This is a genomic window from Kocuria sp. CPCC 205297, from assembly GCF_040981035.1.
Taxonomy (GTDB): domain Bacteria; phylum Actinomycetota; class Actinomycetes; order Actinomycetales; family Micrococcaceae; genus Kocuria; species Kocuria marina.
In genome coordinates, this window is sequence record NZ_JAVKPY010000011.1 from 108,879 (window position 1) to 135,593 (window position 26,715).

The window sequence follows — 26,715 nt, forward strand, 5'->3', positions numbered from 1 at the left end:
TCGAGACTGCACCGGACCACGCCGAGTGGAGTTCCCAGAAAGGAACCAGATGAGCATCAAAGACCGGGTTTCAGAAGTCCTCGAGGCCACACCCAAGGGCCTCCTGATCAACGGCGAGTGGCGAGATGCCTCCGACGGCGGGACGTTCGACGTCGAGAATCCCGCGACCGGCGAGGTGCTGGCCACGCTGGCCTCCGCGACCGAGGAGGACTCGCGCGCGGCCATGGACGCCGCCGCGAACGCCCAGGAGTCCTGGGCCCGCACGAGCGCTCGCGAGCGTTCCGAGATCCTACGCAGGACGTTCGACCTCGTCCAGGAGCACAAGGACGATCTCGCACTGCTGATGACCCTGGAGATGGGCAAGCCGTTCAAGGAGTCCCAGGGCGAGGTCGTCTACGGCGGCGAGTTCCTGCGCTGGTTCTCCGAGGAGGCCGTGCGTCACTACGGGCGCTACGTGGACACCCCCGAGGGCAACCTCAAGATGATCGTGACCCACAAGCCCGTGGGCCCGTGCCTGCTGATCACCCCGTGGAACTTTCCGCTGGCCATGGCCACCCGCAAGGTGGCCCCCGCGGTGGCCGCCGGGTGCACCATGATCCTCAAGCCCGCGCGCCTGACCCCGCTGACCTCACAGTTCTTCGCGAAGCTCATGATCGAGGCCGGCATCCCCGCGGGTGTGCTCAACGTGGTGTCCTCCGCGTCCGCGTCCAACGTCTCCGGGCCCATCATGGAGGATCCCCGGCTGCGCAAGATCTCCTTCACGGGCTCCACCCCGGTGGGCAAGCAGCTCATGAAGACCGCTGCGGACCGCGTGCTGCGTACCTCCATGGAACTGGGCGGCAACGGCCCGTTCATCGTGTTCGAGGACGCGGACCTGGACAAGGCCGTGGATGGCGCCATGGCCGCCAAGATGCGCAACATGGGTGAGGCGTGCACCGCCGCCAACCGCTTCCTGGTGCACGAGTCCGTCGCGGACGAGTTCTCCAAGAAGTTCGCGGAGAAGCTCGACGCCCTCAAGCCCGGCAACGGTCTCGAGGAGGACACCACCGTGGGTCCCCTGGTCGAGAAGAAGGCCCGCGACAGCGTCGCCGAATTCGTCCAGGACGCGCTCGACAACGGCGCCGAGGCCGTCGTGGGCGGCAAGGCCGTGGACGGGCCGGGGTACTTCTTCGAGCCCACCCTGCTGACCGGTGTGACCGAGCAGTGCCGCGTGTTCAAGGAGGAGATCTTCGGCCCCGTGGCCCCCGTGATCACGTTCAAGGACGAGGACGACGCCGTCCGCCTGGCCAACGCCACCGAGTACGGCCTGGCGTCCTACGTGTTCACCGAGGACATCTCGCGTGCCCTGCGCATCGGCGACCGCATCGAGTACGGCCTACTGGGCATGAACGTGGGAGTGATCTCCAACGCCGCGGCGCCGTTCGGCGGCGTCAAGGAATCGGGCCTGGGCCGCGAGGGCGGCGCCGAGGGCATCGAGGAGTACACCACCGTGCAGTACATGGGCATGCCCTCGCCCTGGGCCTGAGCACGCCCGCGCCCGTCTGACGGGAGGAGGGCCCCACGAGGGTCCGAACTCCCGGCACCGGCCGCACACGGACCCGCCTCGGTTGGAGCCCCGGATCACCGGGGCTTTCCGGGGCGGATCCGATTATCGAGTTTTCGCGTCCCCGTGCCGCTGTAGTGAAAGGGCAACCGAACATGGCTGACATCGAATACCGGCTCGAGCAGAAGCGCGATCTGAAGACCGCCCTCCCGGGCCCCAAGTCGCAGGAACTCGCGGCGCGGCGGGAGAAGGCGGTCGCGGCCGGCGTCGCCTCCTCCGTGCCCGTCTACGCGGACGAGCTCGACGGCGGCATCATCAAGGACGCGGACGGCAACCAGCTCATCGACCTGGGCTCCGGCATCGCCGTGACCTCCGTGGGCGCCACCGCGCCCAAGGTTGTGGAGAAGGTGCGCGAGGCCGTGGGCAAGTTCACCCATACGTGCTTCATGGTGACCCCCTACGAGGGGTACGTGGAGGTCGCCGAGAAGATCGCGTCCCTGACCCCTGGGGCCTTCGACAAGCGCGCCGCGCTGTTCAACTCCGGTTCGGAGGCCGTGGAGAACGCCGTGAAGATCGCGCGCGTGCACACCAAGCGCAACGCGGTCGTGGTCTTCGACCACGCCTACCACGGCCGCACCAACCTGACCCTGGCCATGACCTCCAAGGTCATGCCGTACAAGCAGGGATTCGGGCCGTTCGCCAACGAGGTGTACCGCGTTCCCATGTCCTACCCCTTCCGCGATCCGGAGGGCATGACGGGCGAGGACGCCGCCAAGCGCGCCCTGTCCCTCGTGGAGAAGCAGGTGGGTGCGGAGAACGTGGCCGCGATCGTGATCGAGCCCATCCAGGGTGAGGGCGGGTTCATCGTCCCGGCCCCGGGCTTCCTGCCCGCCCTGTCGCAGTGGTGCAAGGACAACGGCGCGGTCTTCGTCGCGGACGAGGTCCAGGCCGGCGTGGCCCGCACGGGCAAGTGGTTCTCCTCCGAGTACGAGGGTGTCGAGCCGGACCTCGTGACCTTCGCCAAGGGCATCGCCGGCGGTATGCCTCTGTCCGGCGTGGTGGGCCGCGCAGAGCTCGTGAACGTGGTGCACGGTGGCGGCCTGGGCGGCACCTACGGCGGTAACCCCGTCGCGTGCGCCGCCGCTCTCGGCGCGATCGAGACCATCGAGGACTGGAACCTCGCGGACCGTGCCCTCGAGATCGAGAAGATCATCAAGGATGAGCTCGGCTCTCTGGCAGAGTCCTCCCCCATCGTGGGCGAGCTGCGTGGGCGCGGCGCCATGATGGCGCTCGAGTTCGTGAAGCCCGGCTCCAAGGAACCCAACGCGGACGCCGCCAAGCAGATCGCGGCCAAGTGCCTCGAGCAGGGCGTCGTCATCCTCACGTGCGGCACCTTCGGCAACAATGTGCGTCTGCTGCCGCCGCTCGTGATCGACTTCGACCTGCTGCGCGAGGGCCTACGGATCTTCTCCAAGGCCATCGAGGCGGCTGGCGCCTGATCCGCGCTTCTTGAGCTTTACCGCGTACGACGGCGGGCGGTCACCGGGGTTCCGGTGGCCGCCCGTTCGTGTGTCCGGGGCGCAGGGCTGGGGTATCCGTCAAACGCACGGCATCGACTGAGCCGCAGTCAGCCCGAAGTCGGGCTCTACCCCCCCCACAGTTCCCCAGGGGGCGTCCGATCCGGAGCCGGGAGGCTACCTCACGTACACCGTGGCTTCCAGAGTCGAGTTGCCCAGGTAGTGGCCCACGGAGGCGACGCTGGTTTTGGTGGCAGCAGATGTGTCCGGTGACTGGATGACGGCGCAGGATCCCCCGTGAGAAAGTTCCGCCAGCGAGGCCGCCTCATATTCTTTGGACTTCGCATCGCCGCTGAGTGGGGGCGCACCGCTCTCAGTCACCGCGTACTGGAAGGGCCGCCAATTGTGGCCGTTCGCGTTGACGCCAGTCTCCATGAGCTGTTCCTGGGTGGCGGCATGTGAACACAATGCGCCCCATGCGCCATTGAGCTGGGGAGGCATCACGGCGTTGAGTTCTTTCTGGGCATTCGGGCTGAAAATGCGGAAATTGATGTCATTGCCCTTCAGCGTGGTGCCGTAGAGCTCAGCCAGCCGATCATTGCTGCCGACGGGCACCTTTGCCTCGGGGGCTCCGGTGGCCCTGTCCGTTTCAGCGGATCGGTCGGAGGGAGTAAGGGTTATGCCCTCTCCCACAGTCGCGTGAGTCACCTGGTGAGGGTACGCGCTCTCCGTGCCGAGAACGACGGTCTTCTTCTGGCCCGCAATTACTTCGTATTCATCCCAACTGAAAGCGTTGTGCACCTCGATGATCCGGTTGGTGGCATCGACGCTCGAGCTCTCCGGCGCTTCCGATTCGTTCAGGTAGTCGCCGAGTGGGGTGTATTCGACCAGGTCACCGGCCGGCGTCGTGAAAGTCGCCTTCAGCGTGGTGATTGAGTCTGCGCCCTTGATGTTGTCAACGGTGACGGCCAGGAAATGCAGCGGAGTGTTCGATTTTCCCATCAACTGGCGGGCTTCCTCGACCCCGGACGGCGCTTTCACCTCACCGGTAGCGGTGAATCGTGCCCCGTTATCACCGGCGCCTGACCAGTTCTGCACATCCTGGTACACCTGGGGGCTGGGCGCGCCTACGCTTGATTGGCCGGTGTCCGAGGCGTCATTGTTCGCGGAACACCCGGTGAGCACGACGAAGGCCAAAACCGCGACGGAGAGCGACCGTTTCATGGGGGATCTACTTTCTCGGTGTGATGCGTGAGGGGAAATTCGAGCATACTGCGGCGATTTTGGCGTCGGGATCGAACAGGCGATCATGACGGAGCTCAGAGGGTTGGACTGGTTCGATTCCCGGGTACGAGTCCTCGAAAACCTTTCCCAGGCAGTGTCGGTCCGACCGTCCTCGGCAGCGCCGCCCCCGCTCTGAGAACTTCATGACGCGCAATGGTTAGGCTGGGGTCCCCGCACACGTCCCGAACGCCATGGAGGACACGGTGGAACACTTCCCCACGTTGACCGAGACCGTTGCCGCCCTGCGCCGCGGGGAGGTGACGAGCGAGGAGCTGACCCGGCGGACGCTCGAGCGGATAACCGAGCTCAACGCGCACTTGGGGGCCTTTGTCCATGTGGTCCCAGAGGCCACCCTCGAGCGGGCCCGCAGCGCGGACGAGCGGCTCTCGAGCGCCCGAGGCGACTCCGAGGAGGATGCCTCCGAGCTCCCCGCCCTGCTGGGTATCCCCACCGCGCTCAAGGACGGGCACGACGTCGCCGGGATGCCCACCACGTGGGGCTCACTGACCACGCGGGACGAGACCGGTACCGTGCCGCCCGCCGCCGCATCCGAGCCGCTCGCCGCGACCCTCGAAGCCTCCGGTGCGGTGATCCTCGGCAAGACCCAGGTCCCCGAGTTCCTGCTCAATTGCTATTCGGAGAATCGCGCCTTCCCTCCGGCCCGCAACCCGTTCGCCCTGGACTGCTCCCCTGGCGGGTCCTCCGGGGGTCAAGCGGCCGCCGTGGCCGCGGGGATCCTGCCCGGGGCCGTGGGCTCCGACGGCGGCGGCTCCATCCGGATCCCCGCGGCGGCCTGCGGACTCATCGGCCTGAAACCCAATCGTGGGCGTGTCCCGAGCAACGACGCCCTGTCCAACGTGGGACAACTTGGGGTCAACGGCCCCATCACGCGCACCGCCGGGGATGCCGCCCTGCTCATGGACGTGCTGTGCCACACCCCCGGACACGATCGGATCGACCGCCCCGTCCGGGCCGCGCCCGAGCCGTCCTTCACGGCAGTGGTCGACGCCGCCCTGGCCGGGCGGATGCCGTGGGGTGAGCGCCCGCTGCGGATCGGTGTCAGCACGGCGTCGCCCTTCGACGAGACCTACGACATCTCCGTATCACCCGAGGCGCGTGCCGCGCTCGACGACGGGGTGCGGCGCCTCGAGCGGGCGGGGCACGACGTCGTCGACGCCCGGATCTCCTACGACCCGGCCTACCCGGACGCGTTCTTCCGGCTGTGGAGCACCGTCATGGGGCAGCTGCCGCTAACCGGGCAGGAAGGTCAGCTCACGGGCCTGGCCCGGGCGTTCCGGGACCGCGCGCTGACACGGTCCGCGGTGGATCTCGCCGATGCCGTGGCGGTCCTGCGGGACATCGAGGCCAATGTGATCAGCCAATATGCCCAGTACGACATGATCCTCACTCCGGCGCTGGCCATGCCTCCGCGCCCGATCGGCTGGTTCCACGAGGGCTTCGACATCACCGACCCCGCCGGTGCCGAGCAGGATTATATGCGGCAATGCCAGTACACCCCGTGGACCTCCCTGATCAACGTGGTGGGGCTGCCCGCGATCACGATCCCCACCACGTGGGCTACACCCGAGCGAGGCAACTATCCCGGGCCGGTGCCCATGGGCGTGCACCTGGTGGGAGCGGCGTCGTCCGAGGCGTGGCTGCTCGCGCTCGCGGCGCAGTTGGACCCGCCGACCACGCCGCGCGCGTCCTTGGTGGCCTGACGGCACCTGCTCTGAGCGCGAGCTGCGAGCCCGCTGCCACCGGCCGTTCGGGCCCCGGCGTGCGGTGCGCGGAAACCTGCGGAAAACGACTGACGGGCGCCGCGATCGGGACTAGGTTTGAACCATGACCAACCGTGCGGGCACCGTCGCCCAACCCAGTGACCTCGTGGACATCGACCAGCTCCTGGCCGCGTACTTCGACCGCGTCCCGGACGCGGACGATCCTGACCAGCGTGTGGTGTTCGGCACCTCCGGGCACCGCGGGTCCTCACTGAAGACCTCGTTCAACGAGCACCACATCGCCGCGATCACCCAGGCGATCGTGGAGTACCGCGCGGAGCAGGGGATCACCGGGCCACTGTTCATGGGCAAGGACACGCACGCGCTGTCCGGACCCGCGCAGGACACCGCCCTGCAGGTGCTCGCGGCCAACGGCGTGCGCACCCTGCTGGACTCCCGGGACGGCTTCACGCCCACCCCGGCGCTGTCCCACGCGATCCTCACGTACAACGCCTCCGAGCCCGAGGACCGCGCGGATGGCATCGTGATCACCCCGTCCCACAACCCACCCACGGACGGCGGCTTCAAGTACAACCCCCCGCACGGCGGCCCCGCGGACACGGACGCCACCGAGTGGATCGCGAACCGCGCCAACGATCTCATCGCGGCGGGCCTCGATGGTGTGGAGCGGGTGCCCCTGGAGGAGGCCGCCGCCGCGGAGACCACCGGGACCTTCGACTTCCTGGACAGCTACGTCTCCGCGCTGCCGGAAATCATCGACCTCGAAGTCATCAAGGAATCCGGGCTGCACATCGGCGCGGATCCCATGGGCTCGGCGTCTGTGGCGTACTGGCAGGAGATCGGCGAGCGCTTCGGGCTGAACCTGACCGTGGTCAACCCCGAGGTGGACCCGCAGTGGGCGTTCATGACGCTGGACTGGGACGAGAGGATCCGCATGGATTGCTCCTCCCCCTCGGCCATGGCGTCCCTGATCGGCAACCGGGACGAGTACGACATCGCGACCGGCAACGACGCCGACAGCGACCGGCACGGCATCGTGACCCCGGATGCCGGGCTCATGAATCCCAACCACTACCTGGCCGTGGCCATCGACTACCTCTACCGCAACCGTGCCGGGTGGTCCCCGGAAGCCGGGATCGGTAAGACCCTGGTGTCGTCCTCGATCATCGACCGCGTGGCCGACTCGCTGGGCCGCCGGTTGGTGGAGGTCCCCGTGGGCTTCAAGTGGTTCGTGCCCGGTCTGCTGGACGGATCCATCGGCTTCGGCGGGGAGGAATCCGCGGGCGCGTCGTTCCTTCGGATGGACGGTTCCGCGTGGACCACTGACAAGGACGGCATCATCCTGGCGCTGCTCGCCGCGGAGATCACCGCACGCACGGGCAAGACGCCGTCGCAGCGCTACGCCGAACTCACCGAGCAGTTCGGGGATCCGGTGTACGAGCGCATCGACGCCCCGGCCGATCGCGAGCAGAAGGCCGTACTGAAGAAGCTGTCCGCCGAGCAGGTCACCGCGGAGACCCTCGCCGGGGAACCCATCATCGCCAAGCTCACCGAGGCGCCGGGTAACGGCGCCACTGTGGGCGGGCTGAAGGTGGTCACGGAATCCGCGTGGTTCGCGGCCCGGCCGTCCGGGACCGAGGACGTGTACAAGATCTACGCGGAGTCGTTCAAGGGCGCGGAGCATTTGGCGCAGGTCCAGAAGGAGGCCAAGGCGCTCGTGGATTCAGTGATCGGCTGAGACCGCAGAACCCGGGACGTCACGGAGGCGGCACTCACCGACGCGGCGTCCCTGAGCCGTCCCGGCGGTGTGGCCTCTCTGCGCAGCAGGGCCGTGAACGAGAGGGCGTGCAACTGCACGCCCTCTCGTTCGTTGTCGACCATGGGCAGGTCCCGATTCTCGGTGGGGGGGGTCCTCCCTGCCGCACTCGAGAATGTCGACCAGCGCTCCACCCCGTCCCCAGCCCCTGGGGAGTCCACGTAGCGCCCGCCACCCGCCCCCAACCCCCCACCATTCTCGGACCCGCCGCCGTGCTGCAGTCCGAACCATGGCACCGCTTCCAGGCCGCCCTGGGCCCCGCCACCCACCTCTTCTCGGGGCCCGGCTGGCACGCCCTGGTCGTTGAGGAGACCTCACGGTCGGGGCGGCTCTGGTACGCGCCGTACGGCCCCGTGCTCACCCACCCGAGTGGCGCGCACGCCGTAATCGAGCTGCTGCACCACACGGCGGGGCGCCGGGGTTTCACCGCGCACGGCTCCGACTCCCTGCGCACGGCCGCCCGCGTGCTGGGCGAGACCGGGAGCTGCACCGCCTTCACGAGCTCGGTGGGCGGCACCGTGGTCAGCGCGCTGCTTCCCGACGACTCCCCCACCACATGGGTGTTCGCCCCCCTCCGGGATGGACTTCGCGCTGCGCAAGCTGCGCCCCAACCAGCCGCTGATCGTCCAGGCGCTGCGCGACGCCGCAGCACAGGGTCAGCCCGTGGCCGACCTCTTCGGGGTGGCCTCCGCGAACGACCCCGGCCACCCCTGGACGGGATTCAGCGCGTTCAAGCGATGTTTCGGCGGGGCGGCCGGAACCGTCTCCGGGGGTCGGACCGCCCGTGCCCTCAGCGCACCAGGTCCTGCGGGTTCCACGCGCGGGTGTAGAACTCAGCCGAGCGGGACTCGAGCAGCAGTGCGTACTCCTCCGGGTCCATGGCCTGGGCCGAACCTTGGGGAGGCTGTTGCCGCCGGACAGACGTACCGAGGCCCGCCGCGCCGTTGTGCACCGATAGCCCCGCCGCCTCCAGGAGGGTGGGGTACATGGACAGCTGGTCCGCGCCCGCCCGCAGGGGCTGGTCCGAGGACTCCCCCGGGATCCACACGCGGTTGAAGATGGTGCGGTTGGGGTGGTGGTCCAGCTGCTCGTGGAACGCGTCCCCGGCGCTCATGTGCTTGAGGTGGTCCCCCATGACCACCACGGAGGTGTCCTCCAGGTAGCCCTGGACCCTCATGTGCTCGATGAAGCCCGCCACCTGCGTCATGGAGCACGCGAACACCGAGGTCACCTGGTTCTGGGTGTCCACGCCGCAGGAGTCGTAGACGTGCACCGGTTCGTGGGTGTCCAGGGTCAGCATGGACAGGTTGAACGGCTGGCCCGTGCGCTCGGAGCGGGCGTGCAGACGGTCCACCTCGTCCTTCGCGTGGGCCATGAGCCGCTCGTCGCTGAGCCCCCAGTCGCCGCGGAAGTTCTGCTCCGGCTCGCCGGCGGCCCGCCAGTCCGCGAGCCCCTTGTCCTCCGTGTAGCCGTGCGATCGCAGGAAGGCGTCCTTGCCGGCGAACGAGGAGTTGGCCCCGCCCAGGAACGTGCTGGTGTAGCCGTGGTTCTGCAGCACGTCCCCCAGACACATGACACCTCCCAGGTACTGCTCCATCCCGGCGCCGATGTCACTCGAGCTGATGCCCTCCCCCGAGCTCTTGAGGGGGATGCCGCACTGGGTGGATGTGAGCCCGGCCATGGTCCAGCCGCCGCCCTCGTACTGCTGGAGGTCGGTGACGCTGCGCCAGCCGTCCTCCGCGCGGGTGACGTCCTCCAGGGGCTTGAACGCATTCTTCTCGAACAGCTGGTCGTCCGCGAGGGTCTGCTCCCCCGACTCGAGGTAGACCACCACCAGGTTGCGCTTGCCCGCGTCCCCGGTGACAGTGGGCTGCACGTAGCGCGATCCGATGTCGTGCGGGAACTTGGCGGCCTTGACGTAGCGGGGCAGGTCCACCGCGGACGCGAAGCTCGCGGTACCCCCCACCACCACCGCCGCCACCGCGATCGCGGAGACGGATCGGACCACGCCGCGCGGGGCGCGCGCAGTGTGCCCGGACAGGCGGCGGCGCCGCCGCACCCACTGGCCCAGCGCGACCGCCAAGGTCAGCAGCACGGGAAGCACGCCGATCAGCAGCACCGAGACCCACACGATCGACCCGCCGCCGCCGTCCGTCTGCACGGACACCAGGTTCATGCGCATCTGCCCCACGGAGATCTGACCCCAGTAGTGCCGGATCACCCCGGCGGCCGCCAGCAGGGTGAGGCCCAGCCAGATCAGGCCGTAGCAGAGCCCTCGGCCCGTCCACCGGCCCAGCCGTCTGCTCGCACGCAGAAAACCCTCGGACATGTTGTGGACCTCGTGCTCCTCGATCACCGGTGCCAGCCGGCACCGCCGCGGCCCGGGCACGGAGTGCCGCCGCCTACATATTCGTGTTCCTTCAAGGGTAGGACATGTTCCGGCCACCTGCTGTTCACCTTGTGGGCCCGCGACGGCGCCGGACGCAGCAGGGGGCGCCCACTGTCCGAGGCGGCGCCGCTCGGTCCAGCGCGAGCCTGATGCTGTCCGCAGCCGGGCCGGGGAGCGCCTGTCCCGTTCAGCTCGCGTGGGTGAGGGCCTGCACCCAGACGGCCTCCGCCGCGAGGATGCCGAGTTCCACCGTGACCCCACCGGACGCTACCGTGCCCACAACGTCGGGTGGCCCCTGCGTCGCCAGAGCTGCGGGCGAGCTGCCCCCCGGGACGTCACCGCCCGGCGTCGTGCCCCCGCCGGCTACGCGCACGCGCACCGTGGCGCTGCGGTCCGGACCCGGAAGCACCCGCAGCACCGCGCCCGGCCGAATCTCGGCCTCCGCGAGCACCCGCAGGGTCTCGGGGCTCTCGTCCGAGACGCGCGTGACCCGCACGGGCTCCGGGTGGGTGACGTCCCCGAGCGGAACGGCCGGGGCGGGAGTGATCACCCCGTCCCGTGAGGGGATCGCATCCCCGTGCGGGTCCTCGGACGGGTGGCCGAGCTTGGTGTCCACACGGTCGATGAATCGGTCGGTGACGGCATGCTCGAGAACCTCGGCCTCGTCGTGGATCTCGTCCCACGTGTAGCCCAGCTCGGTGGTCAGGAACATCTCCAGGATGCGGTGGCGGCGCACCATGTGCACGGCCACCTCACGTCCCTCGGCGGTCAGCTCCACGACCCCGTATGCGGGCCGGGTCACCAGGCCCTGTGCGGTGAGCTTCTTCAGCGCCTCGGACACGGTGGAGGCCGCCAGACCCATTCGCGCGGCCAGCGACGTGGTGGTCACCCGCTCCGGCTCCCACTCGCCCAGCCGCCAGATGGTCTTCAGGTAGTCCTGGGTGGCCGGGCTCAGCTCTGCGGGGTGCACGCGTTCAGCCTAGCGGCCCTCCGGGGACGTCCCCAAGGGTGCGCCCCGCGACGTTCGCGCCGGGGATGACAGACGGTGACGACGGCACTGCACCCCCTCCGGGGGCCGCGCCCGGGGTGTACCCGGGGTCGCTTCGGGTGCCGCGGCACCCGGCGACGCCGCGCCGTCGGCTGGGTGCGAGGGGTCACCGTGCGACGTCGTCAGGCCGTGCGACGGTGACGCGCCTGCGCGCCGGGCTCGGCCGGGGCATCACTCGTACGTGTAGAACCCCTGCCCGGAGCTGCGCCCCATGTGACCCTGGTCGATAAACTCCCGCTTCACGCGTTCCGCAACCCGCTGGGACTCCTCGGTCCCCGCATTCATGTTGATCTGGTAATAGGTCTCCATGCCCACGTGGTCCAGGATCTGGAACGGGCCCAGGGGAGAACCGGTGGCGGTGCGCCAGGTCTTGTCGATGTCCTCGGCCTGTGCGATGTCGTTGACCCACAAGTGCGATGCCGCCGTCAGGAACGGCACCAGCAGGGTGTTGAGGATGTAGCCCGCCTGCTCCTTCTTGATGTGGATGGGCACCATACCGATCTGCCCGGCGAACTCCAGGACGGCCTCGGCCGCGGCGGGGTCCGTGCCCGCGTGCCCCATGACCTCACCGGTGTTGTTGCGCCACACCTCGTTGGCGAAGTGCAGCGCCAGGAACCGCTCCGGGTGGCCTGTGGACTCGGCAATGTCACTGGGCAGCAGCGTGGAGGAGTTGGTGCACAGGACGGTCTTCTCCGGCGCGGCCGCACCGATCTGGGACCACACCTTCTTCTTGAGCTCAAGGTTCTCGGGCACCGCCTCGATCACGATGTCCGCGTCCTGCAGTGCCGCCTCGAGATCCGTGGTGCCGCTCAACCGGGCCTTGGCCGCCTCCAGTTGCTCGGGCGTGGCCGCCATGTCCCGCGTGTACAGCAGGGACAGCTTCTCCCACTTGCCGGGCAGCGCCCCGACGATCTCCTCGCTGATGTCGTACACGGTCACGGTCTTGCCGAAGTACGCCGCCTGGAAAGCGATCTGCGATCCGAGCACCCCGGATCCGATCACGGTCACGTTGGTCAGTTCAGCCATGATGTCCTCCCCACTCCTGTGTGAGTCACGCTCGCGCGAGTCGGCCTCCCGCGGGCCCGGCGGCCACGGGCGTGGCCCCCGTCACTCACCCTACTCGCCCGTAGGTTTCTCGCCAGGGGCCGACGACGCCGCAGGCCGCCTCCCCCGGCACCCTCGCCACCGCGCGTGGGCCCCGCACCACCAGTCGGGCCCCACCCGCGCACTAGAATCCTCGGGGCGGCACCCACGGCCCGCCCAGGACAAGGAGCACCCATGAGTTCGCCGGTTTTCCCCGACCACACCCCGCCACCGCAGGACGAGCAGCACGAGCCGCGCAAGCAGGACCGGCGCGGCGGCGTCGTCGAGCGCCTGGGCCTGAACTGGCGACTGCACGGGGACGGCAGGCACGTGGCCCCGGGGGACGTGGTGACCCCGCGGGAGCGGCTGGCGTGGCCGCGGACCATCTCGATCGGCGCGCAGCACGTGGTGGCGATGTTCGGCGCCACGTTCCTGGTGCCGCTGCTCACCGGGTTCCCGCCGGCCACCACGCTGTTCTTCTCGGGCATCGGCACGGTGCTGTTCCTGGTGATCACGGCCGGGCGGGTGCCCAGCTACTTGGGGTCCTCGTTCGCGTTCATCGCCCCGATCACCGCGTCCGTGAACCAGTACGGTCCGGGCGGGGCGCTCGGCGGCGTGATCATGGCCGGTGCCGCGCTGTTCCTGATCGGCGTGATCGTGCAGATCGCGGGCACGGGGTGGCTGCAGAAGCTCATGCCCCCGGCGGTCACGGGCACCATCGTGGCGCTGATCGGCTTCAACCTGGCCCCGTCCGCCAAGCAGAACTTCACGGCCGCGCCCGTGACCGCGCTGGTCACGCTGGGCTCGATCATCCTGATCTCCGTGCTGTTCCGAGGCTTGCTGGGGCGCCTGTCCATCCTGCTGGGCGTGGCGATTGGCTATGTCACCGCCGTGATCCGCGGTGAGGTGGACTTCACCTCGATCCGCGCCGCATGGAATGAACAAGGCGTGTTCGGCCTGCCCCAGTTCCACTCCCCCGAGTTCCACCTCAACCTGGCCGGGTTGTTCATCCCGGTGATCCTGGTGCTCGTGGCGGAGAACATCGGTCACGTGAAGTCCGTGGCCCTGATGACCGGCGACGACCTGGACCCCTACATGGGCCGCGCCATCATCTCGGACGGTCTGGCCACCATGATCGCGGGCTCCGGCGGCGGTTCCGGCACCACCACGTACGCGGAGAACATCGGAGTCATGGCCGCCACGCGCGTCTACTCGACCGCCGCGTACTGGGTGGCCGCGCTCGTCGCGATCCTGCTGAGCGTGCTGCCCGTCTTCGGCGCCGCGGTGGCCACGGTCCCCCAGGGTGTGCTGGGCGGAGCGGCCACGGTGCTGTACGGCATGATCGGCATGCTGGGCGTGCGGATCTGGGTACAGAACCGCGTGGACTTCTCCAACCCGGTCAACCTCACCACAGCAGCGATCGCGATGATCGTGGGCATCGGCGACTACACCTGGTCCTTCGCCGGGCTCGACTTCGCGGGCATCGCCCTGGGCACCGCCGCCGCCCTGGTGGTCTACCACCTCATGGCGGGCATCGCCCGCGCCCGCGGCTCGGTGGGCTCGGACCCGCTCACCCCGGACACCTCGCAGAGCCCGTCGCCGCTGGGCTGACCCGCGGTTCACACGCTGATCGGGAGGTCCGATTCCTGGTCCGCCACGTCCCGGATCCGGTCCATGTCCACCTCGGCCACCGTGGCCGGCTCCCACTGCGGGTTCTTGTCCTTGTCCACGACCATGGCGCGCACGCCCTCGATGAAGTCGTGGCCCACCGCAGTGTCCTCTGCCATACGCAGTTCGCGGCGCAGGCAGGAGACGACGTCGTCGTCCTGCGCGCCGCGCTGCAGCAGCTCGAACACGCGCGCGAGCGACGTGGGGCTCATCCCGTCCAGGTCCGAGCCCGCGTTGCGCACGACCTCCTCGAAGCCGTCCGCACCGTAGGTCGCCACGATCTCGTCCCAGCGCCCCACGAGTTCGGATTCCGGGGCCTGCTTGGCATATGACGACGTCGCGGCGTCCACTCCGTCCGCCAGCACGGTGTCCACGAACGCGTCCACATCCGCGGAATCGATGTAGGTGTCCGCCAGCCCCAGCGCGATCGCATCCGCGCCGTTGATACGCGCACCACTCAGCCCGAGGTAGCGGGCGACGGCGAGGGATTCGTGGCGAGCGGCGTCGTCGTCGGTCGAGGAACCGGCACCCCGGGTGACGCGCGGCAGGAAATAGCTCGCGCCGATGTCCGTGAAGAAGCCGATGGCCGTCTCCGGCATGGCCATCTGTGTGGTCTCCGTGACCACTCGGTGCGAACCGTGCACGGACAGGCCCATGCCGCCGCCCATCACGATGCCGTTCATGATGGCCACGTACGGCTTGGGGTAGCGCGCGATGATCGCGTTCATGGAGTACTCGGTGCCGAAGGCGTCGCGGATCTCGTCCTGGCGGCCGCCCAACGCCGCCTCGCGGACCTCCTTGATGTCCCCGCCCGCGCAAAACGCCTTGGCGAGCTGCGAGCGGATCACGACCTGCGTGATCGCGGGATCGTCCCGCCACATCTGCAGTGCGCTGACCAGTTGGTGGTACATGCTGCGGTTCAACGCGTTCAGCGCCTTGTCACGGGTCAGGGTCAACAGCCCGGTCTGGCCCTGGATCTCGGCCCGGATGAACGATTCTTCAGTAGCCTTCATGTTTCCCATGCTAGCCAGCACCATGGGCTCATGTGACGACCAGCATGCCCCCGAGGGCGGTGGCCGCCACGATGACCGTGGAGATCGCACCGAGCAGCACGGGCTTGAAGCCCACTCGCACGAGTTCCTCGGCCTTCACCCCGAGCCCCAGCGCGAACATCGCCATGCTGAGACACCACGTCTCCAGCGTGCCCAGGGCTCCCATGACCGGTTCCGGGAGGACGCCGCTCGAGGCCACCAGCACGGCGAGCACGAACCCCACCACGAACAGGGGCACGATTGGGGGTCGCTTGCCGTTGCGGGCGGCGGTGCCCGAACGGCGCGCCCGGATCCCCACGATCGTCATGATCGGCGCGAGCATGACCACGCGGGTCAGTTTGACCAACACCGCGGACGCCAGTGCCGCCGAGCCGATGGTCCCTCCCGCGGCCACGACCTGGGCGACCTCGTGGATCGAGCCGCCCGCCCACAGACCGGCCTGGTGTTCGGTCAACCCCAGGACCCCGCTGAGGAGCGGGATCCCCGGGATCATCAGACTGCCGTAGAGCACCACGAGTCCCACGGCGGTCGCGACGTCCTCGTCCTCCGAGTCCGTGACCCCCTCCACCGCGGCCACGGCGGCGGCCCCGCAGATCGAGAACCCGCACGCGATCAACAGGCGCTGCGCGCGCGGGACCCCCATCAGGCCGCCGATCCACACCGTGGTCAGGATGCCCACGCCGACCACGGCCACGACGACCGCGATCATCCCGAAGCCGAGTCCCGCGATGTCCTGGAGCGAGACGGACAGGCCCAGCAGGACGATGCCGGCGCGCAGGACCCGCTTGGCGGCCACGGCGATCCCCGGAGCCAGAACCCGGGGCAGCCGGACCACGTTGGCGATCAGGGCGCCCACGACGATCGCGATCAGCAGCGGGCTCACCCCCGGGATCAACCACCCGAGCACGAGGGATACGGCCATGCCCACAGCGCAGAACGCCAGCCCGGGGAGGACCGCAGCACGGGAACCCGGTCGCCGTTCAGTGCCAGGGGCAGCCGGGGGCGCGGGCATCGTCGCACGCGCCACTGGAACAGGATGCATGGCCGATGCCGCGGCTGCGGCGGTTGCCGAGGTCGACGCCGCTCCTCGCGGGACGACTGCGCCACCGGGAGCGCCCCGCCCAGCGAGCGCACCAGTCCCACCGAGTATGCCTGCCCCGCCGAGGGCGCTTGTCCCGTCAGGGGTGCCGTGGGAAGATTCGTGACCCGTTGCCATGCCTCCACTGTGCTCGCGCGAACACCCGTCGGGTAGTCGTGATCTGAGCATCGGGTCATACACTGCTGATATGGCCGAGGTCGATCTCTCCCTGCTGCGCGTGATCGTGGCCGTCATGGACCACCACTCCATGGGCGCGACCGCCCGCGCGCTGGACATGGCCCAGCCCAATGTCTCACGCGCCGTGGCCCGCGCCGAGCGGATGTGGCGGCTGCGCCTGCTGGACCGCTCACCCACCGGGTCCAGACCCACCCCCGAGGGCCGCGCCGTGGCCGAGCGCGCCCGCAGGGTCCTCGCGGAGTACGACGGGTTCACGACAGAAATCGAGAAACTGCGCCTCGAGTGGACCCAGCACGTGAAGGTCGCGGCATCCGTGACCGTGGCAGAGTACCTGGCCCCCACGTGGTTGTCCCGGTTGCGGGACTCCCACCCGGGGCTGGAGCTGCAGTTGTTCGCGTGCAACTCCGCGGAAGTCATGCGTCGCACGCGCCGGGGCGTGGTGGACGTGGGCTTCGTGGAGAGCCCGGATCCCGCGGAGGGGCTGCGAGAAACGGTGGTCGCTCGGGACCGACTGGAGGTCGTGGTGGCCCCGCTCCACCCGTGGGGTCAGCGCAGCGAGCCCTTGACGGCTGCGGAACTCGCGGCCACCCCGCTGGTCATGCGTGAAGAAGGATCGGGAACGCGACGCACACTGCTCGCCGCGCTCGCACCCCTCGTCCCGGTGCCCCCGGCCATGGAGCTCAGCTCCAACGCGGCGGTCCTCGGGGCCGTGCGGGCCGGGGTGGGCCCAGCGGTGCTCAGCGCGCTCGCCGTCGCCGCGGAGGTCGAGCGCGAGAACCTGGTGCGCGTGCCCGTGTTCGGCGGCGTGCTGGACCGTGACCTGCGCGCGGTGTGGCGCGCGGGTCTGGACACGGACGGCGCCGCGTGGCACCTCGTGGAACTCGCGGCGCACGCGCACCGCGCCACCCCGTTCAGCCCAGATCGCACTGCGCGAGCGCGGCCAGCAGATCCTTGGCCCGGCGGTCCACGTTCTCGCTGAGCATCTCGTTGGTGTGGAACGAGAAACCGATCCGCGCGTCCGGCCAGACCCCGTGCAAGCAGCCGCCCGCGCCGGAGTGACCGTAAGCCCGCTCCACTGGGCCGTACGTGCACAGGGGGTCCTGCACCTCAAACCCCAGCCCGAACGCCACGGGCCGGTCGTTCACCGCGTCCCTGCCGTGGGACCACGTGCGCGTGAACGTCTCGAGGGTCGCCGGTGACACGAGTTCACCCGATGCCACGAGCGAGTAGAACCGCGCAATCGCATCCGCACCGGCGATCCCGCCTCCCGAGACCAGTCCGCTCGCGTGGAACGCGCGGGAATTGGCGGGCAGTTCCTCCCCGAGCAGTGCGTTTCCGTACATCCGCTCCACGATGGCGCGCCTTTGCGGATCCTCCAAGAACGTGCTGATCGCGTACCCGGGGGCGCGGAACACGGGAGCCACCCGATCCTCGAGCTCGGCGGGCAGTCCCAGGTACAGCTCGAGCCCGTGGGGCCGGGCCACGTGCTCGCGCAGCAGCTGCCCGGCGCGGTGACCCGTGACCCGCACGAGCAACTCCTCGACCATATGCCCGAACGTCACCGCGTGATACGCCACCTTGCTCCCGGGGTCCCACAGGGGCTCCTGCCGCGCGAGCACCGCCGCATGCGCGGAGGCGTCCAGCATCCCGGCGGGAGGTTCCGGATCCGTGTACACGAGTCCCACGGTGTGATCGAGGACCTGCGCCACGCTCACATGCTCCTTGCCGCGGGCCGCGAACTCGGGCCAGTAGCGCGCCACGGGCTCGTTCACATCCAGCAGCCCTCGGTCCACCGCCATGGCCACGAGGGTTGCGGAGACCCCCTTGGTCCCCGAGAACATCACGGCCAGGGTGTGCTCGTCCCACGGCCGCTCGACCGCGTCCCCCGGGGAAGACCGGCGGTCGAACGATCCCCCGTGCAGCCGGATGAGCGGGCGCCCGTCCCGGTACACGCAGAAGGACATCCCTCCGTGTGCGCGGGACAGGTGCTCCTCGAAGGTCTCACGCACCCGGCTCACGGCGGGGCCGCGCAGGTTCGTGTGCGCCGTCGTCAGCTCGGCCCGGCTTCGGACGGTCATCGTCCCACCTCAGCCCGCGCTCTCGAGGGTGGGTACGTGCTCGAGCAGGGACCGCGTGTACTCGTGCCGAGGGTCGCGCAGCACGGTGTCCGTGGGGCCGTAGTCCACCAGCTTGCCGCGTTCCAGGACGGCGAGCTTGTGCGAGATGTGCCGGGCGAGCGCGATGTTGTGGGTCACGAACAGCATGGCCAGCCCGCGCTCGTGCTGCAGCTCGCGCAGCAGCTCGATCACCGAGGCCTGCACGGAGACGTCCAGCGCGGAGGTGATCTCGTCGCACACCAGCACGGACGGGGCGTTCACCAGGGCGCGAGCCACGGCGGCGCGCTGCCGTTCACCACCGGAGAGCTCTCCTGGACGGCGGTCGATGTAGCTGCGCCCCAGCCGCACCGCGTCCAGCGCGTCCGCCACCGCCGCCCGGCGCTGCCCCCGGTTCATCCCGCCACCCAGCTGCAGCGGCACCTGCAGCGAGTCGCCGATGCTGCGCCGCGGGTTCAGGGACGAGAACGGAGACTGGAAGACGTACTGGATCCGGCGGCGCTGCTCGTTGCTGCGCCGCCGCGTGCTGGGCGCAAGCACCTCGCCGTCCAGCAGCACGTCTCCCGTGTAGTCGTCGTTGAGACCCGCCACGCTGCGGGACAGGGTGGTCTTGCCGGACCCGGACTCACCCAGCAGCATCGTGGTCTGTCCGGCCTCCAGCTCCAGGTTGATGCCGTCCAGGATCACCGCCTGCCCGTAGGCCATGCGCAGGTCCCGCAACCGCACGACCGGTTCGTGCTCCTGCCCGGGCACGACGCCGCCCGCGCCCCGCTCCCGCGTCACCGCACGTGCGGTCGGGGCTGGGACCTCCCCGGCAGCAGCATCCTGCTCAGAAGGTGCCGAGCCAGAGTCCGACGTGTCGGCGCAGGGCGTGGACGTGGTGTTGTCTGCGGTGAAGTGGGTGGCCGCGGAACGGCCGTCGTCCCACGGCGCCCGCACGGAGGCGAGGGGGCTGACAGCGGGTCCGCCGCCCATGTCCCGGGCACCCTGCATGTCTGGAACGGCGCTGAGCAGCGAACGAGTGTACGCGTGCTGCGGGTGGCGCAGCATCTGTTCCGCGGGACCGTCCTCCACAATCCGCCCGTGCAGCATGACGGCGACGTCGTTGGCGACCTGCGCAACCACGGCGAGGTCGTGGGTGATGTAGAGCCCGGCGACGTCGTGCTTGGTGGTCAGCTGGTAGATGGTCTTGAGCACGACGTCCTGGGTGGCCACGTCCAGACCGGTGGTGGGCTCGTCCAGGATGATGACCGCGGGGCGGCACGCGAACGCCATGGCGATGCCGATGCGCTGCTGCTGCCCGCCGGAGAGCTGGTGCGGGAAGCGGCGCTGGTACGCGCTGTCGCTGGGCAGACCTACCTCGCTGAGGACCTCGGCCACGCGGGCGTCGCGTTCGGGGGCGTTGCGGCCGAACTCGTGGGCGCGCAACACCTCCGCGATCTGCTCCCCCACGCGCAGCGACCCGTTCAGGGACAGCGCCGGGTCCTGTGGCACGTAGGCGATAGTGCCACCGCGCAGCTGCCGCATCTGCTTCTCGGAGAGCGTCAGCAGGTCCACGGCCTTGCGGTGGAACCGGGACGCTCCCTCCTGCAGCTCCACGGTGCCGCCGCGCAGCTCCAGCCCAGAGCGCAGGTGGTTCATGCACGCGAGCGCCGCTGTGGTCTTGCCGGACCCGGATTCCCCCACGAGGGCGAGGATCCGCCCGGGGCGCAGCCGGAAACCGACGTCGTCCAGGATCAGCCCGCCGTCCACGACACCCAGGCTCAGGTGCTCCACCGCGATCGCGGTCTCCACCGTGGCCCTCGGAACGACGGACGCGCGGCCCTCCGCGCGGGCCCTCTGCTCTGACTTCCTCATCACGACCTCTTCTCCCCGGTGTCCCCGACATCTGCGGCGCCCGCGGCGTCTGCGCTGCTCGAGCGGCCTGCCCGGCCCGTACCTCCTGCGCTGCCCGTGCCGCCCGCGGAACTCTCAGCGCCGTTCGACGCCGCCTGCTCGGCCGCTCTCCTCCGGGAACGCCGCGGTCCCGTGGAGGCGACCCGCCCCGCCGAGGCGCCGGCCACGGCGTCGGCAATGAGGTTGGTGCCCACCGTGAGCACGGCGATCGCGATGACCGGCAGGATCACACCCCACGGTTGCAAGGACAGCGCGATCCGGTTCTCGTTGATCATGAGACCCCAGTCCGGGGTGGGCGGCTGCATGCCGAGACCCAGGAAGGACAGCGAGGCCACCGCACCGATCGAGTAGGTCAGGCGCAGCCCCACCTCCACCATGAGCGGGCCCATGATGTTGGGGACCACGTCCCGGGTCAGGATCTTCCACTGCGGCACGGCGTACATCTGGGAGGCCAGGACGTAGTCCTCGGCCACGACCCCGGCGGTCGCCGCGCGGATCACGCGGGCCACGCGCGGTGCGTGGGTCACGCCGATCACGAGCACGAGCACCCACCCCTGCGGACCCAGCACGGTCACGGCCAGCAGGGCGAACACGAGCTGCGGGATGGCCAGCAGCACGTCCCCGCAGCGCATGATCAGCGCATCCAGCCAGCCCCCGCGGAACGCGGCGAGCATGCCCAGCACGGCACCCAGCCCCACGCCCAGCACGGTGGCCAGCGCCGAGTACAACAGCAGCCGCCAGCCACCGGCCAGGAAGCGGGAGAGCACGTCACGGCCCAGGTTGTCGGTGCCGAAGACGCCGGTCTGAAACGGTTTGCCCGCAAACGAGTTGGTGCCGTACCCGGTCCACGCGGGCACGGCCAGCGGCCCTAGCACGGCGAGGAGCAGCACGATGGCGGTGAGCACGATGCCGAGTTTCGCGGCCGGTTGCCGCAGTACGCGGCGCGTGAACGACTCCGAGGTTCTCTGCGCGCTCATGAGCGGGACTCCGTACGCAGTTTCGGGTTCGCGAGGATCCCGATCACGTCCGCGATCAGGTTCACGACCACGTAGAACGCGGCGATGATCATGGACAGCGCCTGGACCACCTGCACGTCACGGGTGTTCACGGCATCGACCATGGCCTGGCCGAGTCCGGGATAGCGGAAGAGGAACTCGACCACCACAATGCCCCCGGCGAGCCACGCGAGCTGCATGGCCACCACCTGAGCCACGGGCCCTACGGCGTGCGGGAGGGCATGTTTGAAGATCACCTGGCGTTCGGGCAGCCCCTTGAGCCGGGCCATCTCCACGTACCCGGAGTCCAGAACGTCCGCCATGGTGGTGCGGGTCATGCGGATCATGTAGGGCACCACCACCAGGATCAGGGTCAGGGTGGGCAGGATCAGTTGCAGCGGGTAGTCCCACACACGCGTGCCCGGCGCGGCCATCGTGACCGAGGGCAGCAAGCGGAACACGGTCGTGGACAACAGCGTGGTCAGCGCCACGCCGATCACGAACTCGGGCAGCGCCGCCAGCACGAGCGAGAGGCCGGTGAGCGCCTGGTCCGAGGCGCGGCTCTGGCGCATGGCGGACCATGTGCCGAGCAGCAGGCCCACGGGGATCGCGATCACGGCTGCGATCACCATCAGCACCAGGGAGGCGGACACCTTGCTGGCCAGCAGGGCGTTCACGGAGCCGCCCGTGGCCGCGGAGGTTCCCAGGTTTCCCACGAACAGCCCGCCTAGCCACGTGAGGTAGCGGACGTACCAGGGATCGTTGAGCTGCAGCTGCTCGCGCAGCGCGGCCAGCCGTTCCGGGGTGGCCTGCTGCCCGAGGATTGCCTGGGCCGGATCACCCGGGAGCAGGAGGGTGAACACGAACACCAGCAGGGACACCGCCAGCAGCACGAAGACGGAGACCCCCAGCCGTTTCAGGATCATGGTGGCCACGCGATCACTTCCCTTCCTGGTCGATCCACAGGTGGCGCATGTGGAACCCGCACACGGGCATGCCGATGCGGTGGCCGAAGCCACCGCCCACGTAGTTCTGGTAGGCGTCCGCCTGGTTGAAGAACCCCCACGCGATGTATCCGCCCCGGTCGTGGAGCACCTTCTGCGCGTCCTGGATGAGCTGGTTGCGCCGCTTCTCGTCCATCGTGGCTCGGGCCTTCTTGTACAGGGCCCGGAACTCCGGGTCCGCCTCGTGGGTCTCGTTGAACGGGGCTCCCGGAACGGTGCCCTGCGCTGTCTGGGACAGGAAGTTGCGGGTGTACCAGAAGTCCTGCGAGAAGGGGTACTTCAAGTACCCGTCCCCGAAGAACGTGGTGCTGTCCACGCGGCGCAGCTTCACGGTGATCCCAGCCTCGGCCGCCTGCTCCGCGAAGACCTGGGCGGCCTCCACGGCGCCCGACTGGATGGGGGCGGTGACCAGCTCGACCTCCAGACCGTCGGGATGGCCCGCCTCCGCCAGGAGCTTCTTCGCCTTCGCGATGTCCCGCGTTCGCTGCGGCAGCGTGGGCGTGCCGGGGTCGAACGGCGAGTACATGTCGTTGCCCACCGAGCCGTGGCCGGAGAAGACCTGCTCCACCATCTGCCCGCGGTCCACCACCAGCCGGAATGCCTCGCGCACCCGGGCGTCGTCGAACGGGGCGGTGTCCACGCGCATGGTGAACGGCAGCCAGTTGCCCGTCTCGGAGAGCACCGTGTGCAACCGCGGGTCCGTGTTGACCACGTCCACCAGAGCCAGCGGCAGCTGACCCACCACGTCCACCTGGGTAGAGAGCAGCGCGTTGACCAGTGCGTCCTGGTCGTTGAAGTTCACCAGGTGGACCTCATCCACGAACGGTGGTTCCCGCCAGTAGTCCCGGTTGGCCTCGAGCACCGTGAGTTGACCGGGTTCGAACGTGCCCAGCCGGAACGGGCCGGTGCCCACGGGTGCGGCGGGGTCGTAGTCCACCGGCACGATCCCCATGGAGTACTGCGCGGTCGAGTCCACGAACATGGCATCCGGTTCCGACAGTTCGAAGCGCACCGTGTGATCGTTCACCGCCACGGTGCGCCGCAACAGGGCAAGCCCGGAAGCGCCCGTCTTGGGGTCCTTCGGGTCGGTGACCCGGTCGTACGTGGCCACGACGTCCCGCGCGGTGAACGGACGCCCGTCGTGGAATACCACGCCCTTGCGCAACCGCACGAGCCACTCGCGCCCGCCGTCCCGCGGCGTGGCCGACTCGGCGAGCACGGGCACGGGGACATAGTCGGCGTCGAACTCGTAGAGCCCGTCGTAGAGGTTGATCACGCGCCCGGCATCCGCGGTGCCCACCGGGACGTGGGCGTCCACGCTGTCGGACGCACCGCCGCCCGTGAGACCCACACGCAAGATGCCCCCGCGCTGCGGTGCGCCCGTGGCGCGGATCGCCGCCGCGCCCGGCTGCTCGCCCGCTGCGCAGCCGGCCAGGGCGAACGACGCCGCCGCTGCGCCCAGTCCCATGAACCCGCGCCGGGAGAACGCGCCGTACCGCGCGGACCCACCACCGGGACCCCGCGCCGCAGGGACCCCGGCCACCGGGGCCGACGGCGGGCAATCGGGTGGAGGTGACTCGGACGGTGCGGTGCGGGGTGGACGGAGTGACGGTCGTGGGTTCATGGTTCCTCGCAGGGGTGAACGATCCCGGGCACGCAACAGGGCGGCGACGAGCGTGACGCTCGGAGGGTGTCGCGGGACGCGCGACACCGATTGAGGGGCGGGCTTCGCCCAGCTACGGGATCTTGCTCAGGCGGGGGGCCATGATCCGGCGCCCGGCCGGCACGCATTGCGATGTCAGATGACGCAGCACGGACTTGCGGAACAGGGCGGACATGTTGGACGTGCGTCGCATACTTCCTCCCTGTGATCGAGACCGACGGGTCGGTTCACCCGGCGGGAACGGCCCACCGGTGCTCTGGATCACATTCAACCTACCCCGGAACGGCGCACAAGTGTGCGCGATCCGGGGTAGGTGTCACAGTGGGTCGGGCGGCCATTGACCCCGGCATTGCAGGACGTCCTTGAGCAGATCGGCCCGATCCGTGATCAGCCCGTCCACCCCCATGTCCAGCAGGCGCTTCATGTCCGCGGGGTCGTTGACGGTCCACACCTGCACCGACAGCCCCGTGCGGTGGGCCAGGTCCAGGAACGCGGGCGTGACGATCCGCAGGGTCGACAGGTGTCCCCCAGGCAAACGCACCGTGTGCTGTTCGGGCAATTGGAGGGTGTCGAACGGTGCCACGAGGCGCGACCACGCCGCGATGTGCGCCCGCCACAGCGCGGGCGCGATCTTCCGGGACACCCGGTCGGTCAGGGGTGCCACGACGGACACGGCCAGGAATCCCGCGGTGCCCAGGGTCCCGGCCGAGGACCGGACCCGTTCACCGGTGAGCCGGGTGATCCCTGCGAGCGCGCGGCGTCGTCGTGATTCGGAGAAGGACGTGACGCGCAACCGGTGCGCGGCGTGCTCGCGCGCCACGACCCCGGGCAGGGCGGCGACGGACGCCTCGTCCTTGACGTCGATGTTCAGGCACGCCTCGGGCAGCGCCCGCAGCAGCTCGGTGAGCGTGGGGATCTCCTCGGTGCCGCCGATGCGCACTTCCCGCAGTTGCTCCCACGTGAGGTCGTTGACGTTGCCGCTCGTGCCCGTGACGCGCTCCAACGTGGGGTCGTGGAATGCCACGACCACGCCGTCCAGGGTCGTGTGCACGTCCGTCTCGAGCCACACGTAACCGAGCTCCGCGGCGGCCCGGAACGCGGCCAGCGTGTTCTCGTGACCGTCCGGGGAGAACCCACGGTGGGCGAGCGCGGCGGGGTGCCGCCGTGCACCGGGGTCCTGGCGGGCGGCCGGAACGGAACGGGACGACTCAGACACGGCGACCCTCCCGGGCCACGGGAACGATGTGCTCGTGCTCCAGGTAGGCCTCGATCACCTGCGCTACGCCGTCCTCGGTGAACGCCGGTGCGGTGCGTCCCACCGTGGCGACCACGTGCGGGTGCCCGTCCGCCATGGCGTAGCCGCGCTCGGCCCACGTGAGCATCTCGAGGTCGTTGGGCATGTCTCCGAAGGCCATGACCTCCCGGTGGGAGATGCCGTGCTCCGCGGCGAAGTGTTCGAGCGTGCGGGCCTTGGTGAGCCCGCGCTGCCCCATTTCCACGAGGGGTGCGGCGGCCACCGAATGCGTCACGGACAACCGCCCCGCCACGATCTCGCGGACGTGCTCGAAGTACCGATTGGGATCGGCGCCGTCCAGCTTGGCCAACAGCTTGACCACCTCGGTGCCGGGCGCGAGCGACTCCTTCACGGGCGCCTCGGTGATGTGGCGGATCTCCATACGGTCCGTACGGGACCACCCGTGATCCGTGTAGACGCGCTCCAGGGTCTCCGCGGCGAACAGAGAATCCGGGAACTCGCGGGCCACGTCCGCCATGACGGGCAGGGCCTCGCTCACGTCGAACAGGCTCGCCTCCAGGACACGCTCCGCGCCGGGATCGTAGATCACCGCCCCGTTGGAGCAGATCACGACCCCCACGTCATCGAGTTGTTCGTGCAGGGGGTCCAACCACCGCATGGGGCGCCCGGTCACGAAGACCACGTGAATCCCGGCATCCCGCGCGGCGGTGATCGCGGCGACGGTGCGCGGCCGGAACCGGAAGTCACGGCCCAGCACTGTCCCGTCCAGGTCACTCGCGATGAGCCGGACGGGTGGCTGGTCCGCGGCGTGTTCCGGCGCCACGGGCTACTTCACTTCGTAGACGGGCGTGAGGAACGCGCGTCCCAGGGCGTGCGAGAACAGGTTGAAGTTGACCACTGCGGGGCTCGCGGACTCGTCCACCTCGAGCTCGGGGACGTCCACGGCCGTGACGCAGACGATGTAGCGGTGCGGACCGTGGCCCTCGGGGGGTGCGGCGCCCAGGTATTCGTCCGTGCCGCCGTCGTTGCGGTGCTTCACGGCTCCCTCGGGCGGGTTCGACGCCGCCCCGGTCGCCAGTTCGGTGACGTCCGCCGGAATGTTGGACAAGCACCAGTGCCAGAACCCGCTGGGGGTGGGGGCATCCGGGTCGAACATCGTGACCACGTAGGAACGGGTGCCCTCCGGGGCACCGCTCCACGACAGCTGCGGGGAGACGTCCTCTCCCCCGGCGCCCATGATCCCGGAGACCTGGGGCGTGTTCATGCTCTCGCCCTCGGCCACGTCCGTGGACGTCACTGTGAACGTGGGCAGTTCGGGCAGATCGGCGTAGGGGTGACGGTCGTACATGGGAGCGTTCCTTTCCTCGTTA

General features: G+C 69.5%; 19 protein-coding genes and 1 pseudogene. 6 read left to right on the forward strand and 14 right to left on the reverse strand.

The window, feature by feature from the left end:
- The first annotated feature begins 49 nt into the window (after window positions 1–49).
- Together RF650_RS11455 and gabT are read left to right on the forward strand one after the other, a co-directional pair.
- A complete protein-coding gene (locus RF650_RS11455) occupies window positions 50–1,525 on the forward strand; it encodes an NAD-dependent succinate-semialdehyde dehydrogenase (RefSeq protein ID WP_035959265.1) in 1,476 nt (491 codons plus the stop codon).
- A gap of 173 nt (window positions 1,526–1,698) precedes the next feature.
- Window positions 1,699–3,042, forward strand: coding sequence for a 4-aminobutyrate--2-oxoglutarate transaminase (gene gabT / locus RF650_RS11460; RefSeq protein ID WP_368814961.1), 1,344 nt, complete (start codon window positions 1,699–1,701; stop codon window positions 3,040–3,042).
- Between the two features lie 195 nt (window positions 3,043–3,237).
- Here gabT and RF650_RS11465 read toward each other — a convergent pair whose 3' ends face one another.
- On the reverse strand, window positions 3,238–4,284 hold the full coding sequence (locus RF650_RS11465; protein ID WP_368814962.1) for a hypothetical protein: 1,047 nt from the start codon (window positions 4,282–4,284) through the stop codon (window positions 3,238–3,240).
- A gap of 263 nt (window positions 4,285–4,547) precedes the next feature.
- On the opposite strand from RF650_RS11465, the gene RF650_RS11470 reads away from it, so the two are divergent.
- Together RF650_RS11470 and pgm are read left to right on the forward strand one after the other, a co-directional pair.
- Window positions 4,548–6,065 carry an amidase gene (locus tag RF650_RS11470; protein ID WP_368814963.1) on the forward strand — a complete coding sequence of 506 codons (1,518 nt, stop codon included), beginning with the start codon at window positions 4,548–4,550 and terminating at the stop codon, window positions 6,063–6,065.
- A 124-nt stretch (window positions 6,066–6,189) separates the two neighbouring features.
- Window positions 6,190–7,824: a phosphoglucomutase (alpha-D-glucose-1,6-bisphosphate-dependent) gene (pgm, locus tag RF650_RS11475; protein ID WP_368814964.1), complete on the forward strand. Its 1,635-nt coding sequence runs from the start codon at window positions 6,190–6,192 to the stop codon at window positions 7,822–7,824.
- Window positions 7,825–8,692: 868 nt separating this feature from the next.
- Here pgm and RF650_RS11480 read toward each other — a convergent pair.
- The 3 genes from RF650_RS11480 to RF650_RS11490 all read right to left on the reverse strand — a co-directional run bounded on the left by RF650_RS11480 (window position 8,693) and on the right by RF650_RS11490 (window position 12,365).
- A complete protein-coding gene (locus RF650_RS11480; protein ID WP_368814965.1) occupies window positions 8,693–10,258 on the reverse strand; it encodes a sulfatase-like hydrolase/transferase in 1,566 nt (521 codons plus the stop codon).
- A gap of 220 nt (window positions 10,259–10,478) precedes the next feature.
- Window positions 10,479–11,261 carry a metal-dependent transcriptional regulator gene (locus RF650_RS11485; RefSeq protein WP_368814966.1) on the reverse strand — a complete coding sequence of 261 codons (783 nt, stop codon included), beginning with the start codon at window positions 11,259–11,261 and terminating at the stop codon, window positions 10,479–10,481.
- 249 nt (window positions 11,262–11,510) lie between these two features.
- Window positions 11,511–12,365 carry a 3-hydroxyacyl-CoA dehydrogenase gene (locus RF650_RS11490; protein ID WP_368814967.1) on the reverse strand — a complete coding sequence of 285 codons (855 nt, stop codon included), beginning with the start codon at window positions 12,363–12,365 and terminating at the stop codon, window positions 11,511–11,513.
- Window positions 12,366–12,617: 252 nt separating this feature from the next.
- Between RF650_RS11490 and RF650_RS11495 the strand changes: the two genes are divergently transcribed.
- The gene (locus RF650_RS11495) at window positions 12,618–14,033 is read left to right on the forward strand and encodes a uracil-xanthine permease family protein (protein WP_368814968.1); all 1,416 of its coding nucleotides are present in this window, start codon (window positions 12,618–12,620) and stop codon (window positions 14,031–14,033) included.
- Between the two features lie 8 nt (window positions 14,034–14,041).
- On the opposite strand, the gene RF650_RS11500 is transcribed toward RF650_RS11495, so the two are convergent.
- Both RF650_RS11500 and RF650_RS11505 read right to left on the reverse strand, forming a co-directional pair.
- Window positions 14,042–15,103, reverse strand: coding sequence for an enoyl-CoA hydratase/isomerase family protein (locus RF650_RS11500; RefSeq protein ID WP_368814969.1), 1,062 nt, complete (start codon window positions 15,101–15,103; stop codon window positions 14,042–14,044).
- Between the two features lie 28 nt (window positions 15,104–15,131).
- Entirely contained in the window at window positions 15,132–16,154 is a 1,023-nt protein-coding gene (locus tag RF650_RS11505) for a YeiH family protein (protein ID WP_368814981.1), read from the reverse strand.
- A 274-nt stretch (window positions 16,155–16,428) separates the two neighbouring features.
- On the opposite strand from RF650_RS11505, the gene RF650_RS11510 reads away from it, so the two are divergent.
- Window positions 16,429–17,397 (forward strand): LysR family transcriptional regulator, encoded by a 969-nt coding sequence (locus RF650_RS11510; RefSeq protein WP_368814970.1) that lies wholly within the window; start codon window positions 16,429–16,431, stop codon window positions 17,395–17,397.
- Here RF650_RS11510 and RF650_RS11515 read toward each other — a convergent pair.
- The 8 genes and pseudogenes from RF650_RS11515 to RF650_RS11550 form a co-directional block, all read right to left on the reverse strand.
- A complete protein-coding gene (locus RF650_RS11515; RefSeq protein ID WP_368814971.1) occupies window positions 17,330–18,496 on the reverse strand; it encodes a serine hydrolase domain-containing protein in 1,167 nt (388 codons plus the stop codon). The two genes, RF650_RS11510 and RF650_RS11515, sit on opposite strands and share 68 nt — an antisense overlap.
- 9 nt (window positions 18,497–18,505) lie before the next feature.
- The gene (locus tag RF650_RS11520) at window positions 18,506–20,389 is read right to left on the reverse strand and encodes an ABC transporter ATP-binding protein (RefSeq protein WP_368814972.1); all 1,884 of its coding nucleotides are present in this window, start codon (window positions 20,387–20,389) and stop codon (window positions 18,506–18,508) included.
- 182 nt (window positions 20,390–20,571) lie between these two features.
- Window positions 20,572–21,405 (reverse strand): annotated as a pseudogene (locus tag RF650_RS11525) (ABC transporter permease); the annotation flags it as partial.
- Complete coding sequence (locus tag RF650_RS11530; protein WP_368814973.1) at window positions 21,402–22,358, reverse strand: ABC transporter permease; 957 nt, start codon at window positions 22,356–22,358, stop codon at window positions 21,402–21,404. The pseudogene RF650_RS11525 and the gene RF650_RS11530, both read right to left, overlap by 4 nt.
- A 4-nt stretch (window positions 22,359–22,362) precedes the next feature.
- Window positions 22,363–23,895 (reverse strand): ABC transporter substrate-binding protein, encoded by a 1,533-nt coding sequence (locus RF650_RS11535; protein WP_368814974.1) that lies wholly within the window; start codon window positions 23,893–23,895, stop codon window positions 22,363–22,365.
- A 511-nt stretch (window positions 23,896–24,406) separates the two neighbouring features.
- A complete protein-coding gene (locus tag RF650_RS11540; RefSeq protein ID WP_368814975.1) occupies window positions 24,407–25,306 on the reverse strand; it encodes a glycerophosphodiester phosphodiesterase family protein in 900 nt (299 codons plus the stop codon).
- Window positions 25,299–26,168, reverse strand: coding sequence for an HAD family hydrolase (locus tag RF650_RS11545; RefSeq protein WP_064847467.1), 870 nt, complete (start codon window positions 26,166–26,168; stop codon window positions 25,299–25,301). Before RF650_RS11545 ends, RF650_RS11540 begins: the two co-directional genes overlap by 8 nt.
- 3 nt (window positions 26,169–26,171) lie before the next feature.
- A complete protein-coding gene (locus RF650_RS11550; protein WP_064847466.1) occupies window positions 26,172–26,693 on the reverse strand; it encodes a YbhB/YbcL family Raf kinase inhibitor-like protein in 522 nt (173 codons plus the stop codon).
- Window positions 26,694–26,715: the final 22 nt, after the last annotated feature.